This is a genomic window from Streptomyces sp. NBC_01197, from assembly GCF_036010505.1.
In the GTDB taxonomy this organism is placed as follows: domain Bacteria; phylum Actinomycetota; class Actinomycetes; order Streptomycetales; family Streptomycetaceae; genus Streptomyces.
Genome location: NZ_CP108569.1, coordinates 1,830,011 through 1,848,525 on the forward strand (window position 1 = coordinate 1,830,011; position 18,515 = coordinate 1,848,525).

General features: G+C 71.0%; 15 protein-coding genes. 3 read left to right on the forward strand and 12 right to left on the reverse strand.

Features of this window, described 5'->3' with window-relative positions; genetic code table 11:
- Positions 1–148 precede the first annotated feature (148 nt).
- From infB to rimP, 4 genes are all read right to left on the reverse strand, one after another.
- Positions 149–3,253, reverse strand: coding sequence for a translation initiation factor IF-2 (gene infB / locus OG452_RS08120; RefSeq protein WP_327294946.1), 3,105 nt, complete (start codon positions 3,251–3,253; stop codon positions 149–151).
- 147 nt (positions 3,254–3,400) lie between these two features.
- Positions 3,401–3,679: a YlxR family protein gene (locus OG452_RS08125; protein ID WP_327294947.1), complete on the reverse strand. Its 279-nt coding sequence runs from the start codon at positions 3,677–3,679 to the stop codon at positions 3,401–3,403.
- 121 nt (positions 3,680–3,800) lie between these two features.
- Positions 3,801–4,814, reverse strand: coding sequence for a transcription termination factor NusA (nusA, locus tag OG452_RS08130; protein WP_327294948.1), 1,014 nt, complete (start codon positions 4,812–4,814; stop codon positions 3,801–3,803).
- Between the two features lie 2 nt (positions 4,815–4,816).
- Positions 4,817–5,314: a ribosome maturation factor RimP gene (rimP, locus tag OG452_RS08135; RefSeq protein ID WP_327294949.1), complete on the reverse strand. Its 498-nt coding sequence runs from the start codon at positions 5,312–5,314 to the stop codon at positions 4,817–4,819.
- Between the two features lie 181 nt (positions 5,315–5,495).
- Here rimP and OG452_RS08140 point away from each other — a divergent pair, with 181 nt between their 5' ends.
- From OG452_RS08140 to OG452_RS08150, 3 genes are read left to right on the forward strand one after another with little or no spacing between them, the layout of a single operon-like run.
- Positions 5,496–6,014: a hypothetical protein gene (locus tag OG452_RS08140; RefSeq protein ID WP_327294950.1), complete on the forward strand. Its 519-nt coding sequence runs from the start codon at positions 5,496–5,498 to the stop codon at positions 6,012–6,014.
- Positions 6,014–6,466: a ferritin-like domain-containing protein gene (locus OG452_RS08145; protein WP_327294951.1), complete on the forward strand. Its 453-nt coding sequence runs from the start codon at positions 6,014–6,016 to the stop codon at positions 6,464–6,466. The genes OG452_RS08140 and OG452_RS08145 overlap by 1 nt, the downstream gene beginning before the upstream one ends.
- Positions 6,463–7,365, forward strand: coding sequence for an aminoglycoside phosphotransferase family protein (locus OG452_RS08150; protein ID WP_327294952.1), 903 nt, complete (start codon positions 6,463–6,465; stop codon positions 7,363–7,365). The genes OG452_RS08145 and OG452_RS08150 overlap by 4 nt, the downstream gene beginning before the upstream one ends.
- Before the next feature lie 90 nt (positions 7,366–7,455).
- Here the strand turns inward: OG452_RS08150 and OG452_RS08155 are convergent, their stop codons facing one another.
- From OG452_RS08155 to OG452_RS08190, 8 genes are all read right to left on the reverse strand, one after another.
- A complete protein-coding gene (locus OG452_RS08155) occupies positions 7,456–9,150 on the reverse strand; it encodes a proline--tRNA ligase (RefSeq protein ID WP_327294953.1) in 1,695 nt (564 codons plus the stop codon).
- 101 nt (positions 9,151–9,251) lie between these two features.
- Positions 9,252–9,800 carry a GNAT family N-acetyltransferase gene (locus OG452_RS08160; RefSeq protein WP_327294954.1) on the reverse strand — a complete coding sequence of 183 codons (549 nt, stop codon included), beginning with the start codon at positions 9,798–9,800 and terminating at the stop codon, positions 9,252–9,254.
- Positions 9,801–9,830: 30 nt separating this feature from the next.
- Entirely contained in the window at positions 9,831–10,676 is an 846-nt protein-coding gene (locus tag OG452_RS08165; protein WP_327294955.1) for a GNAT family N-acetyltransferase, read from the reverse strand.
- Between the two features lie 397 nt (positions 10,677–11,073).
- On the reverse strand, positions 11,074–12,228 hold the full coding sequence (gene ispG / locus OG452_RS08170) for a flavodoxin-dependent (E)-4-hydroxy-3-methylbut-2-enyl-diphosphate synthase (protein ID WP_327294956.1): 1,155 nt from the start codon (positions 12,226–12,228) through the stop codon (positions 11,074–11,076).
- Between the two features lie 183 nt (positions 12,229–12,411).
- Positions 12,412–13,716, reverse strand: coding sequence for a M50 family metallopeptidase (locus tag OG452_RS08175; RefSeq protein WP_327294957.1), 1,305 nt, complete (start codon positions 13,714–13,716; stop codon positions 12,412–12,414).
- Complete coding sequence (gene dxr / locus OG452_RS08180) at positions 13,713–14,972, reverse strand: 1-deoxy-D-xylulose-5-phosphate reductoisomerase (RefSeq protein ID WP_327294958.1); 1,260 nt, start codon at positions 14,970–14,972, stop codon at positions 13,713–13,715. The genes OG452_RS08175 and dxr overlap by 4 nt, the downstream gene beginning before the upstream one ends.
- A 105-nt stretch (positions 14,973–15,077) precedes the next feature.
- Positions 15,078–16,307 (reverse strand): 3-phosphoshikimate 1-carboxyvinyltransferase, encoded by a 1,230-nt coding sequence (gene aroA / locus OG452_RS08185; RefSeq protein WP_327294959.1) that lies wholly within the window; start codon positions 16,305–16,307, stop codon positions 15,078–15,080.
- Positions 16,308–16,439: 132 nt separating this feature from the next.
- The gene (locus OG452_RS08190; RefSeq protein WP_327294960.1) at positions 16,440–18,377 is read right to left on the reverse strand and encodes an acyl-CoA dehydrogenase family protein; all 1,938 of its coding nucleotides are present in this window, start codon (positions 18,375–18,377) and stop codon (positions 16,440–16,442) included.
- Positions 18,378–18,515: the final 138 nt, after the last annotated feature.

An 18,515-nucleotide genomic window follows, 5' to 3' on the forward strand; every position in this document is an offset into this window, starting at 1 on the left:
CCGGATGTCCCGCCGGTTCGGGGTCGCGCCCCGCCAACCGCTTGGCAGGGACACCAGAACCGTACACGCAACGGCCGGGGCCGCTCGACGGATATAACTCCCGCCGAGCGGCCCCGACTGACGCTGCACGGATCAACCGCGATACGGATCAGCCGCGGGGCTTCTCGCGCATCTCGTACGTCGCGATGACGTCGTCGATCTTGATGTCGTTGAAGTTGCCGAGGTTGATACCACCCTCGAACCCTTCGCGGATCTCGGTGACGTCGTCCTTGAAGCGGCGCAGACCGGAGATGTTGAGGTTCTCCGCGATGACCTTGCCATCACGCAGCAGGCGCGCCTTGGTGTTGCGCTTGACCTCGCCGGAGCGGACCAGCACACCGGCGATGTTGCCCAGCTTGGACGAGCGGAAGATCTCGCGGATCTCCGCCGTGCCGAGCTCGACCTCTTCGTACTCCGGCTTGAGCATGCCCTTGAGGGCCGCTTCGATCTCTTCGATCGCCTGGTAGATGACCGAGTAGTACCGGACGTCCACACCTTCGCGCTCGGCCATCTGCGCGGCACGCCCTGCGGCGCGCACGTTGAAGCCGATGACGATGGCGTCGGAGCCGGTCGCCAGGTCGATGTCCGACTCGGTGACCGCACCCACACCGCGGTGCAGGACCCGGATGTCGACCTCTTCGCCGACGTCGAGCTGGAGCAGCGAGGACTCGAGAGCCTCCACCGAACCGGACGCGTCGCCCTTGATGATGAGGTTGAGCTCCTGAACCAGACCGGCCTTGAGCGCCTCGTCCAGGTTCTCCAGGGAGAACCTGACGCCCTTGCGGGCGAAGTTGGCGTTGCGCTCGCGGGCGGCACGCTTCTCGGCGATCTGACGGGCCGTACGGTCCTCGTCGACCACCAGGAAGTTGTCGCCGGCACCCGGGACGTTGGTGAGACCCAGCACGAGGACGGGGGTCGAGGGACCCGCTTCCTCGAGGTTGTTGCCGTTGTCGTCGAGCATCGCCCGGACCCGGCCGTACGCGTCGCCGACGACCATCGTGTCACCGATGCGCAGCGTGCCGCGCTGGACCAGGACGGTCGAGACGGCACCACGGCCCTTGTCCAGGTGGGACTCGATCGCAATACCCTGCGCGTCCTGCTCCGGGTTGGCCCGCAGGTCGAGCGAGGCGTCGGCGGTGAGGACGACGGCCTCCAGGAGGGAATCGATGTGGAGACCCTGCTTGGCGGAGATGTCGACGAACATCGTGTCGCCGCCGTACTCCTCTGCCACCAGACCGAACTCGGTGAGCTGACCGCGCACCTTGGTCGGGTCGGCACCCTCGACGTCGATCTTGTTGACCGCGACGACGATCGGCACACCGGCCGCCTTGACGTGGTTCAGCGCCTCGATCGTCTGGGGCATCACACCGTCGTTCGCCGCCACCACGAGGATCGCGATGTCGGTGGACTTCGCACCACGGGCACGCATGGCGGTGAACGCCTCGTGACCCGGGGTGTCGATGAAGGTGATACGGCGGTCCTCGCCGTTGACCTCGGAGGAGACCTGGTAGGCACCGATGTGCTGCGTGATGCCGCCGGCCTCGCCCGCGATGACGTTCGTCTTGCGGATCGCGTCGAGCAGCCGGGTCTTACCGTGGTCGACGTGACCCATGACGGTGACGACCGGCGGGCGCGAGACGAGAGCCTCTTCGCCGCCCTCGTCCTCGCCGAACTCGATGTCGAAGGACTCGAGCAGCTCGCGGTCCTCCTCCTCCGGGCTGACGATCTCCAGGACGTAGTTCATCTCGTCCGCGAGGAGCTTCAGCGTCTCGTCGGAGACGGACTGCGTGGCCGTGACCATCTCGCCGAGGTTCATCATCACGGCGACGAGCGACGCCGGGTTGGCGTTGATCTTCTCCGCGAAGTCGGTGAGGGAGGCACCGCGCGACAGCCGGACGGCCTGTCCGTTGCCGCGGGGCAGCATGACGCCGCCCACCGACGGGGCCTGCATGGCCTCGTACTCCTGGCGCCTCTGCCTCTTCGACTTGCGGCCTCGGCGGGCGGGCCCGCCGGGACGGCCGAAGGCACCCTGTGTGCCACCGCGGCCACCGGGGCCGCCGGGACGGCCCGCGAAACCGGGACGTCCACCGAAGCCACCACCGGGAGCGCCGCCGCCGGGACGGCCGCCGAAGCCACCGCCGCCGCCGGGACGACCGCCGCCGCCGGGACCTGCCGGACGGCCGGCGAAGCCGCCGCCGCCCGGACGGGCGCCGCCGCCGGGACGGCCTGCGCCGCCGCCGGGACCACGACCGCCACCGCCGGGACCGCCACCGGGACGGGGGCTGGCAGCCGGACGCTGCGGCATCATGCCGGGGTTGGGACGGTTACCGCCGGGGGCGCCGCCAGGTCCACCGGCCGGACGCGCGCCGCCCTGCGGACGGGGCATACCGCCGGGGCTGGGACGGGCGCCGCCCTGACCCTGGCCCTGGGGACGCGGAGCGCCACCGGGACCACCCTGCGGACGCGGGCCGCCGGGGCGGTCCTGGCCGCCGCCGGGACGCGGGGCGCCACCGGGACGGGGTGCCTGCGGGCGGGCCATGCCGGTGGAGCCACCGGAGGTGAACGGGTTGTTGCCCGGACGGGGACCGGACGGACGGTTGCCGCCGGGGCGCGGGGCGCCCTGACCGGCCGGCCGTGCCGGACGCTCGCCACCGCGGCCGCCGTCACGCTGACCGCCGGCCGGGGCCGGACGGGCGTTCGTGGGACGGGGACCAGGGGTGGCACCCGAGGGACGCTGGGTCTGCGGCGCCGTCGGCTGGGCCGGGGCGGGCGCCGAGAACTCGGCTGCCGGCACCGGAGCCGCCGGAGCAGGCTTGGCCGCGGGCTTGGGGCCCGGACGCGGACCGGACGGAGCCGACGGGGTGCTGGGGGCGCTGCTCTGCGGAGCCTCGGCGGCGGCCGGCTTGGGGGCCGGGACACCGGGCTTCGGGGCAGCGGGACGGGCCGCGGCGGCCGGAGACGGCGCCGCGGGCGTGGAACCCGCACGGGGTGCGGGGGAGGGCGCGGCCTTGCGGGGCGCGCCGGGCTTGGCAGCGGACTTGCCGGCGTTGCCGCCGGGCCCCTGCAAAGCGTCAGTCAACTTGCGTACAACCGGCGCCTCGATCGTCGAGGACGCCGAACGTACGAACTCACCGAGTTCTTGGAGCTTGGCCATGACGACCTTGCTCTCAACTCCGAACTCCTTGGCGAGTTCGTATACCCGGACCTTAGCCACTTCGCTCCTTTTAGGTCCGGGTTACCGCCGGACCGTCGCTACTTCATGGGCGTACTCATCGCGTACTCATCGAGTGCTCATCGCAATCTCGACCTACTTCCAACTCGCGAGGTACCTGACCGCACGGGGACCCGTGCCGTTCACTTATTACGGTGCTGCCTGCCCGACATACTCGTTCAGCTCCGCGCTGTCGAGCGGACCCCTGACCTTGAAGGCCCTGGAGAACGCCCGGCGGCGGACCGCCAGGTCGAGGCAGACCATGGCGGGGTGCAGATACGCACCCCGGCCGGGCAGCGTACCGCGCGGATCAGGGACGCATTTGCCCTCGACCACGACGATGCGCAGCAGTTCGCTCTTGGCCGTCCGCTCCCGGCATCCCACGCAGGTTCGCTCAGGGCACGCTCGGTCGACTGTCCGGCCAGACACGTTTAAGTCTACCTCCCCGTAACGACCCCACCCGATTGGGGCAGGAATCGAACGGATGTTGTCCTGAAGTTTTCCGTAATCGTGCAGTTACGGTCCCGGCCGCACAGCCGGGACCGGAGGCTCAGGCCTCGTCGCCCCGGATGCCGGACGGGCCGCCGTCCGGCTCGGTGTCCGGGCGGATGTCGATGCGCCAGCCGGTCAGCCGCGCGGCGAGGCGGGCGTTCTGCCCTTCCTTGCCGATGGCCAGCGAGAGCTGGTAGTCGGGGACCGTGACCCGCGCCGAGCGGGCGGCGAGGTCGACGATCTCGACCTTGCTGACCCGGGCCGGCGAGAGCGCGCTGGCCACCATCTCGGCCGGATCGTCCGACCAGTCCACGATGTCGATCTTCTCGCCGAGCAGCTCGGCCATGACGTTGCGCACCCGGCTGCCCATCGGGCCGATGCAGGCGCCCTTCGGGTTGAGCCCCGACCGGGTCGACCGTACGGCGATCTTGCTGCGGTGACCGGCCTCGCGGGCGATGGCCTCGATGACGACCGATCCGTCCGCGATCTCCGGGACCTCCAGTGCGAAGAGCTTCTTCACCAGGTTGGGGTGGGTGCGGGAGAGGGTCACGGACGGGCCGCGGACACCCTTGGCCACCCGGACCACGTACGTGCGCAGCCGCAGGCCGTGCGAGTAGGTCTCGCCGGGCACCTGCTCCTGCACCGGCAGGATGGCTTCCAGCTTGCCGATGTCGACCAGCACGTTCCGCGGGTCCTTGCCCTGCTGGACGACCCCGGCGACGACGTCGCCCTCGCGCCCGGCGTACTCGCCGAAGGTCAGGTCGTCCTCCGCGTCCCGCAGCCGCTGCAGGATGACCTGCTTGGCCGTGGTCGCGGCGATCCGGCCGAAGTCGGACGGGGTGTCGTCGAACTCCCGGGCCTCCTGGCCCTCTTCGAGATCGGCCGGGTCCTCTTTCGCCCAGACCGTCACATGACCGTTGTCGTGGTCGAGGCGCACGCGGGCGAGGCGGCGGCTTCCCTCCGTGCGGTGGTACGCGATGAGGAGGGCCGACTCGATCGCCTCGACCAGCAGGTCGAAGGAAATCTCCTTCTCCTTCGCCAAGCCCTTCAGAAGCTTTACGTCGATGTCCATGGCTACGCCTCCTCTTCCTTCTTGTCCTTGCGGTTGAATTCCAGTTCCACGCGCGCCTTGGCGATCTCCGCGAACTCCACCCGGCGGGCGGTCGGCTTGCGCCCCTTCACGCCCGGCACTTCGAGGTCGAGGCCGTCGGCGTCCACCGCGAGGATGCGCGCGACCAGCTCATCGCCCCCGGTCAGCGTCAGCCTGGCCAGCCGGCCGGTGGCCCGTACGTAGTGGCGGTGCTCCGTCAGCGGGCGGTCGGCGCCCGGCGAGCTGACTTCGAGTACGTACTCGCCGTCGCCCATCACGTCGCTCTCGTCGAGCTTCTCGGAGATGGCCCGGCTCAGCTCGGCGCAGGTGTCGAGCTCGACGCCGTCGTCGGAGTCCACGGTGATCCTCAGTACGCCACGCCGGCCGGCCCGGGAGACTTCGATCTCTTCCAGATCCAGGTCCTTGGAGGCGACGAGCGGTTCCAGCAGCCCGCGCAGCCTCTCGCTCTGGGTGGTGCTCATCCGGGTGACTCCTCGGCCGCGTGTGCTGTTGTGGGATCGTCGCGTTTCTCGATCGCCGCGTGTCTGATCGTCGCGTGTCAGCTCAAAGGGTATCCGGTCGCCAGGGGTGTTGCCGTCCTCGCTGTGTTGACCCGCAGGTACGCTCGCCTGCGGTGATCACTTCGGGCCGAGGGAGACACACGTGCTGGGCACGGGGACCACACGCAGGAGTGTGCTGAGCACGGCGGCGGCTGCCGGTGCCGCACTCCTGACCGGATGTTCGGAGCGGTCCGCCGCCCACCGTACACACGGCGCGGCCGCCCCCGGCACCGGGACGATGCTCAGGCAGCGCTCGGCGCGGACCAGCGGCGCCCTGCTCGCGCTGTACGACGCGGTGCTCGCCCAGCACCGGGACGAGGCCACGGAGAGACTGGCGCGCCCGCTGCGGGACGCCGTGGCGCTGCATGTCAAGGCGCTGGCACCGCCCGCCGGTGCCCCGGCACCCGGCGCCTCCCGGGAAGCGTCGCCCGCGCCGGCGCCGCCCGCGGTGCCGGCGGACCGGACGGCCGCCCTCAAGGCCCTCGCGGCGGCCGAGCGGCGGGCCACCGACGCGCACACCGCAGCGCTGGCCGGTGCCCCGCCGGAGCTGGCGCGGCTGCTGGCCTCGGTCGCGGCGGCTTCCGCCGTCCACGCGTATCTGCTGACCCAGGGGGACCACTGATGAGCGCACTCGAAGCGGCGCAGGCCGCACTGGCCGCCGAGCACGCCGCCGTGTACGGGTACGGCGTCGTCGGCGGCCGGGTCGCCCCGGCGCGCAGGACCGAGGCCCGCCAGGCGTACGACACCCACCGCGCCCGGCGTGACGCGCTGGTCAGGACCGTGCAGGGGCTGGGCGGGAAGCCGGTCGCGGCGTCGGCCGCCTATGCGCTGCCCTTCGAGGTGGCGGGGCAGGGCGACGCGGTCCGGCTCGCGGCGGTTCTGGAGGACCGGGTGGCCGATGTCTACTCCGACCTGGTGCGGGCCGGACAGGGGCCGCTGCGGCACGAGGCGGCGCTGGCCCTGCGGGAGGCCGCCGTGCGGGCTGCGCGGTGGCGCGGCGACGGCAGCGTAGCCTTTCCGGGGCTCGCCGAGCGGGCCGCAGAGGCTGCCGGAAAGGGAACCACGCACGCATGACTTTCGAACCGCCGCAGCGGCTTGTCCGGGCGCTCGGCGAGACGTACGGGGACGCCGCCGCGGCCGACTGGCTCAGCCGGATTCAGACTGATATGCAAGGGGCCATCGGCGTACGGGAGTTGACCGCCGAGCGGGTGCAGGCCCCGGGGGGCCGCAGCGCCCTGATCGTGCTGGTGCGCCGCGCCGACGGGACGCATGCGGTACTGAAGCTGGCTCCGCCCTTCGCCCGGCCCGGTCTGGAGCGGGCCGCGCTGGCGCACTGGAACGGCTGGGGCGCCGTACAGCTGCTCGACGACGCTGCCCCGGGCGACACCGCTCTGCTCCTAGAGCGTCTGCACCCGGAGGTCTCGCTGCACTCGCTGCCTGAGGCCAAGGCCCTCCTGGAGGCCGCGGGCACGGTGCGCAAGCTCTGGGTGGCGCCGCCGGACGCGCACGGTTTCGAGACGGTGGCCGAGCGGACCGCCCGGCAGGCCGCGGCGATGCGCGCGACGGCCGAGCCGCTGGTCGTCCCCCTGGTCGACGCGGCGCTCTCGGCACGCGACGAACTGCTCGCCTCGGGTTCGGAGAGTGTGCTGCTGCACGGCAACTTCCGCCAGAGCAAGGTTCTCGCCGGCGAGCGCGCCCCGTGGCTCGCGGTGGGTCCCGACCCGGTGGTCGGCGAGCGGGCGTACGACCTGGCCCGGCTGGTGCGCGACCGGGTGGACGACCTGGTCGCCGCCGCTGTCGGTCCCTCCACGGTGCGGCGCCGGGTGAACCGGCTGGCGGACTCGCTGGAGGTCGAGCACGCGCGGCTGCACGGCTGGACCCTGTTCCGGGCGGTGGAGTCGGGGGTACGGGCGGTCGCGGCGGGACGGCGGCAGGACGGAGAGCTGCTGCTGGAGTTCGCGGGCTGGCTCTGAACGGGCCGGCTCCGAACGGGCCGGCCGCCGGGTGCTGGGGGCGGGCCGGGCTTCTCCCCGGCCCGCCCCCAGCACCCGGACCCGTACGCGTCAGCCGGCCAGCCGCTCGATCGCCTCGGCGACCGTGAGCTCCTCGCGCTCGCCCGTGCGCCGGTCCTTGAGTTCGAGGACGCCGTCCGCCGCCCGCCGGCCCGCGACCAGGATCTGCGGGACCCCGATCAGCTCGGAGTCGGTGAACTTCACCCCGGGAGAGACCCCGGCGCGGTCGTCGACGAGCACCCGCACACCGGCCGCGCCCAGCTTCTCGGCGACGTCCAGGGCCAGTTCGGTCTGGAGCGCCTTGCCCGCGGCGACGACGTGCACGTCGGCCGGTGCGACCTCCTTGGTCCAGCACAGCCCCTTGTCGTCCGCGGACTGCTCGGCGAGCGCCGCCACGGCGCGGGAGACGCCGATGCCGTACGAGCCCATGGTGACCCGGACCGGCTTGCCCTGCTGGCCCAGCACGTCGAGCTGGAAGGTGTCCGCGTACTTGCGGCCCAGCTGGAAGATGTGGCCGATCTCGATCGCGCGGTCAAGCTTGAGGCCGGCGCCGCAGGACGGGCAGGGGTCGCCGGGCTCGACGACCACGACGTCGAGGTAGTCGTCCACCTCGAAGTCGCGTCCGGCGACCACGTTGCGCGCGTGCTTGCCGGGCTTGTTGGCGCCGGTGATCCAGGCCGTACCGGCCGCGATCCGCGGATCGGCGATGAACCGGACCTTCTCGAGACCCTGCGGGCCGACATAGCCGCGTACCAGGTCGGGGCGGTCCTCGAAGTCCTCGGCGGTGACCAGCTCGACCACGGCGGGGGCCAGGTGCTCACCCAGCTTGCCGAGGTCCACCTCCCGGTGGCCGGGCACACCGACGGCGACGATCTCGCCGTCGACCTTCACCAGCAGGTTCTTCAGGGTCGCGGACGCGCGCACGCCGAGGTGCGCGGCCAGCGTCTCGATCGTCGGGGTGTCGGGGGTGTCCAGCTCCTCGACGGCGCCGTGCTCGGCGGCGTCCACCACGGGGGCGGTGAAGGTGACCGCCTCGGTGTTGGCCGCGTAGTCGCACTGCGGGCAGTCCACGAAGGTGTCCTCGCCTGCGGCGGCCGGCGCCAGGAACTCCTCGGAGGCCGAGCCGCCCATGGCGCCGGAGACGGCGGAGACGATCCGGTGGTCGAGACCGAGGCGCTCGAAGATCCTGATGTATGCCTCACGGTGCAGCCGGTAGGACTCGGCCAGGCCCTCGTCCGTGGTGTCGAAGGAGTACGAGTCCTTCATCTGGAACTCACGGCCGCGCAGCACTCCGGAGCGCGGACGCGCCTCGTCCCGGTACTTCGTCTGGATCTGGTAGAGCATCACCGGCAGGTCCTTGTAGGACGTGCACTGGTCCTTGACGGTCTGGGTGAAGATCTCCTCGTGCGTCGGGCCGAGGAGGTAGTCGGCGCCCTTGCGGTCCTTGAGGCGGAAGAGCAGGTCGCCGTACTCCTCCCAGCGGCCGGACGCCTCGTAGGGCTCCTTGGGCAGCAGCGCGGGGAGCAGGACCTCCTGCGCGCCGATGCCGTCCATCTCCTCGCGCACCACGCGGGAGACGTTGTCGAGGACCTTCTTGCCCAGCGGCAGCCAGGTCCAGATCCCGGCCGCGTTGCGGCGTACGTAACCGGCGCGGACCAGGAGCTTGTGGCTGAGCGTCTCCGCGTCCGCCGGGTCGTCGCGCAAGGTCTTGACCATCAACCGGGACATGCGCTGGACCTGGGCCATGGTGACTCTCCTGCTTGGCTGTGTTTTCCGGGGGACGCCCCCCGGACCCCCGTAAGTGATGTCAGGAGGTTAACCGTGCCCGGCGGGCGGGCGGAAATCGGTTACGGACGCCTGGCCGGGCGGAGCAGCGGGAGCGGGGCGCCCATCACCGCGTACGGCATTCCCGCGCTGGGGAAGTGGACCTGCCGCGCGAGGTCCGTGTACCCCAGGGAGCGGTAGAGACCGCGGGCCGGGGACTCCCGGTCGATGGCCGAGAGGATCGAGCGCGGTTCGGCGGCGCTGTCGGTGATCGCGGTGATCAGCGCGCGGCCGGTGCCCCGGCCCTGGAATCCGGGGTGGACGTGCAGCTCGGTGATCACGAAGGAGTCGTCGAGCCAGAAGTCGGTGCCGGTGGAGCGCAGATACGGCTCGACCACCGTGGACCACCAGTGGGCGCGGCTGTTGGGCATCCCGTACACGAAACCGACCAGGCGGCCGTCGGACGCCGTCGCGCCGAGGGCGCGGGCGCCGGGGTTCTGCAGATGGCGCAGCACGATGTGGCGGCGTACGGCGACCTCCGCCTCGCTGAGGCCGAACGCGAGGGCCTGCACGGCCAGCGCTTCGTCCACTCGTCCGGCGAGATCGACCGGCCCGACCACTGCGTCATCCATGGTCGGCACCCTAACCGCAGAACTCCGGTGTCAGAACAGGACGCTCATGAAGGCTCCGACCTCGCGGAAGCCGACCCGGCGGTAGGAGGCGCGCGCCGCGGAGTTGAAGTCGTTGACGTACAGGCTGACCACGGGGGCCACGTCGGCGAGCGCATAGCGCAGAACCGCGGCCATGCCGGTCTCGGAGAGGCCGCGGCCGCGGAACTCCGGGGCGACCCAGACGCCCTGGATCTGGCAGGCCAGTGAGGTGGCGGCACCGATCTCGGCCTTGAAGACGACCTGGCCGTTCTCGATCCGGGCGAAGGAGCGGCCGGAGCCGACCAGTTCGGCGACGCGTGCCTGGTAGAGGAGTCCGCCGTCCCCCGCCATCGGGGAGACCCCGACCTCCTCGGTGAACATGGCCACGCAGGCGGGCATGACCACTTCCAGCTCGTCCTTGCGGATGCGGCGGACGAGCGGGTCCGGCGCGATGTCGGCCGACGGCTGCTCGGTGACCATCATCGGCTGGTGGGCGCGGACGTCGCGGGCGGGGCCCCAGCTCGGTTCGAGCAGCCGCCACAGCAGCGCGGTGGACTCGGCGGGGCCCACGATGGAGGAGCAGCGGCGGCCGGCCCGGCGGGCGCGTTCGGCGAAGGCGCGTACGGCGTCGGGGCCCGCGCAGATCGGGACGAGGTTGGCGCCGGAGTAGCAGAGCGAGCGGAGCCGGCCGCCGGTGTACCAGCCCCACATCTCGCCGCCGAGCCGCCACGGGTCGAGTCCGGCGACCTGGACGCGGGACGTCACGAAGGCGTTGACGACGGGATCGCTGTGCAGGATCTCGAGCGCAGCGTCGAGTTCGCCGGGTTCGAGGACGCGGGTGGTGGTCTGCGTCAACACAAGGGTCGCTCCAACGCTCCTTCGGGGCAATGTCACGGCATCGCGCTTCTTGTAGCGTTGCAGCGCGTCTGTCCGGCGACGGTCACGGATTGGCCGTCGCGTCACCGCGAGAAGCCCGTCAGGGCGGAGTCACACGGTCTGCTGGTCTCCGAACTGTACCCGGAGATGCATCGCGGCACCGCTCGCGCGGGAGAGGCCCTTCCTGCGGAGGGTCCTGTCCCGCGCGCCACCGGAGCGGTTCAGCCGATGTGGTGGTTCAGCTCACAGAGCGGTCTCAGCCGGCGGACTCAGCCGGCGGAGCGGCTCAGCTCACGAGCAGCTCCGCGGCAGAGCAGCCGGCCGAGAGCAGTCAACTGACAGAGCCTTCGGCCGACAGAGCGTTCAGCTGACAGAACGTTCAGCTGACGGAGACCGCGGGCTCGCCGGATGCGATGCCGTCACGTTCCATCTGCTCGGCGATCTTCATCGCCTCCTCGATCAGGGTCTCGACGATCTTCGACTCCGGGACGGTCTTGATGACCTCGCCCTTCACGAAGATCTGGCCCTTGCCGTTGCCGGAGGCCACACCGAGATCCGCTTCGCGCGCCTCGCCGGGGCCGTTGACGACACAGCCCATCACGGCGACGCGCAGCGGGACCTCCATGCCCTCGAGTCCGGCGGACACCTGGTCGGCCAGCTTGTACACATCGACCTGGGCCCGGCCGCAGGAGGGGCAGGAGACGATCTCCAGGCGGCGCTGCCTGAGGTTGAGCGACTCCAGGATCTGGATGCCGACCTTGACCTCCTCGGCGGGCGGCGCCGAGAGCGAGACCCGGATGGTGTCGCCGATGCCCTCACTGAGCAGCGCGCCGAAGGCCACGGCGGACTTGATGGTCCCCTGGAAGGCGGGGCCCGCCTCGGTCACACCGAGGTGCAGCGGGTAGTCGGACTGCGCGGCCAGCTGCCGGTAGGCGTTGACCATGACCACCGGGTCGTTGTGCTTGACCGAGATCTTGATGTCGCGGAAGCCGTGCTCCTCGAAGAGGGAGGCCTCCCACAGCGCCGACTCGACCAGAGCCTCGGGTGTCGCCTTGCCGTACTTCTTCAGCAGCCGCGCGTCCAGCGAGCCCGCGTTCACGCCGATCCGGATCGGCGTCCCGGCGTCGGAGGCCGCGAGCGCGATCTCCTTCACCTTGTCGTCGAACTGCTTGATGTTGCCCGGATTCACCCGCACCGCAGCGCAACCCGCGTCGATCGCCGCGAAGACGTACTTCGGCTGGAAGTGGATATCGGCGATGACCGGAATCTGCGACTTCTTCGCGATGGTCGCCAGCGCGTCCGCGTCGTCCTGCGTCGGGCACGCCACCCGCACGATCTGGCAGCCGGAAGCCGTCAGCTCCGCGATCTGCTGAAGCGTCGCCCCGATGTCCGAGGTCCGCGTCGTGGTCATCGACTGCACGGAGACGGGTGCGTCTCCTCCGACGGCCACCGTGCCGACCTGGATCTTGCGGCTGATCCTCCGGTCGGCGAGCTTGATCGGAACGTCCGGCATTCCGAGAGAAATCGCAGTCATGCGCAGTGCATCCCCAAGGGTGTGGATCGAGGTCCCGGAATCAGTTCGAGGTCCCGGAATCAACGGGCTTCGGCCACCGAGATTACGTCACCCGGGGCGGCGCACGAACATCCGCGCTCTAAACCACCCCAAAGGTGAGCGGCCGCACACCCAGGGTGCGCGGCCGCTGTTTTCCGCCTGGTTTCAGGTGATTTTGACAGGGTTGACGATGTCAGCCACCAGCACGAGCAGGGTGAAGCAGACGAAGACCCCGGCGACGACGTACGCGACGGGCATCAGCTTCGCGACATCGAACGGGCCCGGGTCGGGCCGCCTGAAGACCTTGGCCAGATTGCGCCGCAGCGCCTCCCACAGGGCTCCCGCGATGTGCCCGCCGTCCAGCGGCAGCAGCGGCAGCATGTTGAAGAGGAAGAGCGAGAGATTGAATCCGGCCAGCAGGAACAGCATCATCGCCAGCTGGTTCTGCGCGGGCACGTGCAGCGTCATGACCTCGCCGCCGATCCTCGCCGCGCCGACCACGCCGACCGGCGAGTCGGCCTTGCGCTGGCCGCCGTCGAAGGCCGCGTTCCAGAGGTCCGGGATCTTGGACGGCAGCGCGACGATCGAGTCGACGCCGTTACCCACCATGTCGCCCATCCGGCCCACCGAGGCGCCGAAGGACAGCGGCTTGATCTCGGTCTGCGCGGCGAAACCGAGGTAGCCGGCCGGGACGTACTTGTCGGGGACGACGTCCCCGTTGGAGTCCTTGCGGGCCACCATGTTCTTGGCGAGCTTGGCGTGCAGGGTCTGCTGCTTCCCGTCACGTACGACGGTGATGGTGGCCGGGCCGATGGTGTTGCGGATGTGGTCCGACAGCTCGGCCCAGGTGGAGACCTTCGCGCCGTCGAAGGCGACGATCTTGTCGCCCTCCTTCAGGCCCGCCGCCCTGGCGGGCGAGACCGGGTCGCCCTTCTCGCAGGTCTGACGCTTCTCGCTCTGCGAGATGACGCACTTCTGCACACCGGCGACCTGCGTGGTCTGGGTCTCGAAGCCGAAGGACATCGCGACCCCCATGAAGATCACGACCGCGAGGATCAGATTCATGAAGGGGCCCGCGAACATCACGATCACGCGCTTCCACGGCTTGCGGGTGTAGAACAGCCGCTCCTCGTCGCCCTCCTCCAGCTCCTCGAAGGCCGCGGACCGCGCGTCCTCGACCATGGAGCGCCAGGGGGAGGTGGACCGGGACTCGATCCTGCCGTCCGGTCCCGGCGGGAACATACCGATCATGCGGATGTAGCCGCCGGCCGGAATCGCCTTGAACCCGTACTCCGTATCGCCCTTCTTCCGCGACCAGATGGTCGGGCCGAAGCCGACCATGTACTGCGGGACGCGGATACCGAAGAGCTTCGCCGTCGAGAGGTGGCCCAGCTCGTGCCAGGCGATGGAGAAGAGCAGCCCGAAGACAAAGATGACGATGCCGATGACCGTCAACACGATCGTGCTCATGCGCGAGCCTCCGCTGTGGCCTTCTGGGCGAGTTCATGGGCCCGGGCACGTGCCCAGGTCTCCGCTTGCAGGACGTCCGCGACCGTCAGAGAGGTTCCCGTACGGGGCTCACCATGCTCGGCCACGACTGCGGTGACCGTATCCATAATCCCGTTGAAGGGCAGCTTTCCGTTCAGGAAGGCGTCGACGCACTCCTCGTTCGCCGCGTTGAAGACCGCGGGAGCCGTGCCGCCCAGGGCTCCGACGTGCCGCGCCAGTCCGACGGCCGGGAAGGCCTCGGTGTCCAGCGGGAAGAACTCCCAGCTGGACGCCTTCGTCCAGTCGAAGGCGGGAGCGGCGTCCGGGATCCGCTGCGGCCAGCCGATTCCGACGGCGATCGGGCCGCTCATGTCGGGAGGGGTGGCCTGGGCGAGCGTCGAGCCGTCGGTGAACTCGACCATGGAGTGGACGTACGACTGGGGGTGCACGACGACCTCGATGCGGTCGAACGGGACGTCGTACAGCAGATGCGCCTCGATGACCTCAAGACCCTTGTTGACCAGGGTCGCCGAGTTCACGGTGATGACGGGTCCCATCGCCCAGGTCGGGTGGGCCAGCGCCGCTTCGGGTGTGACGTCGGCCAGCTCGGCCCTGGTCCGGCCCCGGAACGGTCCGCCGGACGCGGTGACGATCAGCTTGCGCACATCGGCGCGCTTCCCTGACGCCAGTGCCTGGAAGAGCGCGGCGTGCTCGGAGTCGACCGGGATGATCTGGCCGGGCTTCGCCAGCGCCTTCACCAGCGGGCCGCCGACGATCAGCGACTCCTTGTTGGCGAGGGCGAGCGTACGGCCCGCGGTCAGGGCGGCGAGGGTGGGCGCGAGGCCGATGGAGCCGGTGATGCCGTTGAGCACGGTGTGGCAGTCGGACGCGGCGAGTTCACTCGCGGCGTCGGGCCCGGCCAGGACCTCCGGGAGCGGCTCTGTTCCGTACTCCGCGCCCAGCGCCTCTCGCAGCGCGGGCACGGCGTCCTCACGGGCGACAGCGACGGTACGGACACCGAGCCGGCGCGCCTGCTCGGCGAGCAGGGCGATCCGCCCGCCGGCGGCGGAGAGCGCCGTCACCCGGAAGCGGTCGGGGTTGCGCAGCACCAGGTCGATGGCCTGGGTGCCGATGGACCCGGTCGAGCCGAGGACGACGATGTCCCGGCGTCCTTCGAGCGGGTCGAAGACGGTGTGCGGGTCGGCGAGGGTGGCAGGGCTGTCGCTCATGCCCCCCATTGTTGCCGCATAAGGCGGGCGTCAGGACAGTGAGCCCCGGTTCGGGTGCGCGGGAGTTGTCGGGGCGCCCGCGCCGTCGGCGCCCTTCGCCGCGGCGCGGGCGCTTCACCAGGAGCGCCGCAGCTCCGCGAACGCCTCGTGGAAGCCGGGGAAGGTCTTCCGTACACAGCCGGGGTCGTCGAAGGTGATGCCGGGCGTGCGCAGGCCGGTGACGGCGAAGGACATCACGATGCGGTGGTCGCCGTGCGTGCGGATCCGGGCGGGCCGCGGTGTGCCCGGCCTGATCTCGATCCAGTCGGGTCCGGTGGCGGCCTCGATGCCGAGCGCGCGGAGGTTCTCCGCACACGCCTCAAGCCGGTCGCACTCCTTCACCCGGGTGTTGCCGACGTCCTCGATCCGGACCGGCCCCGACGCATACGGGGCGATCGCGGCCAGGGTCGGCATGGTGTCGGAGATGTCTCGCATGTTCACGGTGAGCCCGCCGAGCGTGCCGGGCCCGGTGACCGTGGTGCCGCTCGCAGTCGTACGGACGTCGGCGCCCATCCGGCCGAGCACCCCGGCGAAGCGCAGATCGCCCTGGAGCGCGCCCGTCCCGAGCCCTGGCACGGTCACCGTCTGTCCGGTGACGGCGGCCGCGGCGAAGAAGTAGCCGGCCGTGGAGGCGTCGGGCTCGATGGCGTACTCGGTGGCGCGGTAGCCGCCGGGCGGCACCGTGAACACGTTTCCCTCGCGGGCCACCGTGACACCGAAACCGCGCATCATCGCGAGCGTGATGTCGATGTACGGGGCGGAGACGAGGTCCGTGACGGTGATGCGCAGCCCCGTCCGGGTGAGCGGGCCGAGCATCAGCAGCGCGGTGAGGTACTGCGACGACTGGCCCGCGTCCAGGGTCAGTTCGCCGCCCCCGATGCCGCGGGCCGCGATCCGCAGCGGGTGGTGGCCCTCCGCTCCCTCGTGCCGGAGGTCGACGCCCAGCTTCCGGAGTGCGCGGGTGAGCGGGGCCAGCGGGCGGCGGCGCATCTGTTCCGAGGCGTCGAAACGGTACGTGCCCCGGCCCGCGGCGGCGAGAGCGGGCAGGAAGCGGGCCGTGGTGGCGCCGTCCCGGCAGTAGACGTCGGCGTCGGCGGCTCCGGGCCCGGCCGGGCGCCCCTCGATGCGCCAGGCGTCCGGGCCGCGCTCCACCGCGTATCCGAGCCGGGTCAGGCCCTCGGCGAACCCTTCGGTGTCGTCGGAGACGAGGGGACGCAGCAGCGTGGTGGTGCCGTTGGCAGCGGCGGCCAGGAACAGGGCGCGCGCGGTCACGGACTTGGAGCCGGGGATCTGGGTCACGGTCACGGGCGGACATTCTGCCGTGCGCCCGTGACCTGGGCCGGGGCAGTCCACGATCCGGCCGGTTCACCGCCGGGGCGGTCCACGGTCCGGCCGTGAACCGCCCCGGCGCCGCCCAGGGGCGCGGTCTGCCCGTGATCAGCGGATGCGTCGGTGGACGTTGTCCGCGGTGGAGGGCCCCGGGGCCGCGTCGGCGATCCAGGGCCCTTCGCCCGAGGCGTCGACGATGCCCTGTTCCAGCCAGGTGTACGTCCCGGAGAGGACGCCGGACACGACCTTGCGGTCCAGTTCGTCGGTGTTCGCCCAGAGCCGGCCGAAGAGCTCTTCGATTCGGATACGGGCCTGCCGGCAGAAGGCGTCGGCCAGTTGGTAGGCCTCCCGGCCGTGGTCGTCCGACGAACGCATCAGTTCGGCCCGTACGCACGCCGCGCTCATCGCGAAGAGCTCGGCGCCGATGTCGACGATGCGGCCCAGGAAGCCCTGCTTCGTCTCCATCTTTCCCTGCCAGCGCGACATGGCGTAGAAGGTCGAGCGGGCCAGCTTGCGGGCGGAGCGCTCGACGTAGCGCAGTTGGGCGGCGAGGTCCGGGTGCCCGTACGGATGGAACGCCGCGTAGCTGCTGGGCAGTTGCCCGGGGCCCGCGACGAGCTTCGGCAGCCAGCGGGCGTAGAACGCGGTGGCCTGTGCCCCCGCCTTCGCCTTGTCCGCCAGGGTGGTGTCGGGGTCGATCAGACCGCCGGCGACGGAGAGATGGGCGTCGACAGCCTCCCGGGCGATCAGCAGGTGCATGATCTCCGTCGAGCCCTCGAAGATCCGGTTGATGCGCATGTCCCTGAGCATCTGCTCGGCGGGCACCGGCCGTTCACCGCGGGCCGCGAGAGAGTCGGCCGTCTCGAAGCCGCGGCCGCCGCGGATCTGGACGAGTTCGTCGGCGATCAGCCAGCCCATCTCGGACCCGTACAGCTTGGCGAGCGCCGCTTCGATCCGGATGTCGTTGCGGTCCTCGTCGGCCATCTGGGACGAGAGGTCCACGACCGCTTCGAGGGCGAAAGTGGTCGCGGCGATGAAGGAGATCTTGGCGCCGACGGCCTCGTGGCGGCCGACGGGCCTGCCCCACTGCTCCCGCTCGGACGACCACTCACGGGCGATTTTCAGACACCACTTGCCCGCGCCGACACACATCGCGGGCAGCGAGAGCCGGCCCGTGTTGAGGGTGGTGAGGGCGATCTTGAGACCGGCGCCCTCGGGGCCGATCCGGTTCGCCGCCGGGACGCGGACCTGGTGGAAGCGGGTGACGCCGTTCTCCAGGCCGCGCAGCCCCATGAAGGCGTTGCGGTTCTCGACGGTGATGCCCGGCGAGTCGGCCTCGACGATGAAGGCGGTGATGCCGCCCTTGCTCTCCTCGGTCCTCGGCACACGCGCCATCACGACGAGGAGATCCGCGACGACGCCGTTGGTCGTCCAGAGCTTCACGCCGTCGAGGACGTACGAGTCGCCGTCCCGGACCGCCGATGTGGCCAGCCGGGCCGGGTCGGAGCCGACGTCCGGCTCGGTGAGCAGGAAGGCCGAGATGTCGGTACGGGCCAGCCGGGGCAGGAAGGTGTCCTTCTGCTCCTGGGTGCCGAACTGCTTCAGCGGCTGCGGGACCCCGATCGACTGGTGGGCCGAGAGCAGCGCGCCGACCGCCGGGCTGGCCGAACCGGCCAGCGAGAGCGCCCTGTTGTAGTACACCTGGGTGAGGCCGAGGCCGCCGTACTTGGTGTCGATCTTCATGCCGAGCGCGCCGAGCTCCTTGAGCCCGTTGACCGTCTCGTCGGGGATCCGGGCCTCGCGCTCGATCCGCGCGCCGTCGATCCCGGTCTCGCAGAAGGCGCGCAGCTTCGCGAGGAAGGCCTCACCACGCCGGGCGTCCTCGGCGTCGGGCAGGGGGTGGGGATGGATCAGATCGAGCCGGAAGCGGCCGAGGAACAGCTCCTTGGCGAAGCTGGGTTTCCGCCAGTCCTGTTCACGGGCGGCCTCGGCGACCTGGCGCGCCTCGCGCTCGGTGACCCTGGGCTTGTCGAGTGGTGCGGTCATGAGGGGTACTCCTCACCGCGGATGTCGGGTGGACACACCTGCCCGCAACGAGGCGGTGCTAGTAGTCGCTACTCTCCGTGTGTACCCCATTACCCGCACCACGGCCACCCCTCGCGTGCGTGAGGGGTGGCCGGCCGG

Bases quoted from the DNA above. Each gene is read 5' to 3' on its own strand.
- nusA (WP_327294948.1), bottom strand. From the start codon at position 4,814: ATGGACATCGACGTAAAGCTTCTGAAGGGCTTGGCGAAGGAGAAGGAG.
- rimP (WP_327294949.1), bottom strand. From the start codon at position 5,314: ATGAGCACCACCCAGAGCGAGAGGCTGCGCGGGCTGCTGGAACCGCTC.
- OG452_RS08145 (WP_327294951.1), top strand. From the start codon at position 6,014: ATGAGCGCACTCGAAGCGGCGCAGGCCGCACTGGCCGCCGAGCACGCC.
- OG452_RS08150 (WP_327294952.1), top strand. From the start codon at position 6,463: ATGACTTTCGAACCGCCGCAGCGGCTTGTCCGGGCGCTCGGCGAGACG.
- OG452_RS08155 (WP_327294953.1), bottom strand. From the start codon at position 9,150: ATGGCCCAGGTCCAGCGCATGTCCCGGTTGATGGTCAAGACCTTGCGC.
- OG452_RS08160 (WP_327294954.1), bottom strand. From the start codon at position 9,800: ATGGATGACGCAGTGGTCGGGCCGGTCGATCTCGCCGGACGAGTGGAC.
- ispG (WP_327294956.1), bottom strand. From the start codon at position 12,228: ATGACTGCGATTTCTCTCGGAATGCCGGACGTTCCGATCAAGCTCGCC.
- OG452_RS08175 (WP_327294957.1), bottom strand. From the start codon at position 13,716: ATGAGCACGATCGTGTTGACGGTCATCGGCATCGTCATCTTTGTCTTC.
- dxr (WP_327294958.1), bottom strand. From the start codon at position 14,972: ATGGGGGGCATGAGCGACAGCCCTGCCACCCTCGCCGACCCGCACACC.
- OG452_RS08190 (WP_327294960.1), bottom strand. From the start codon at position 18,377: ATGACCGCACCACTCGACAAGCCCAGGGTCACCGAGCGCGAGGCGCGC.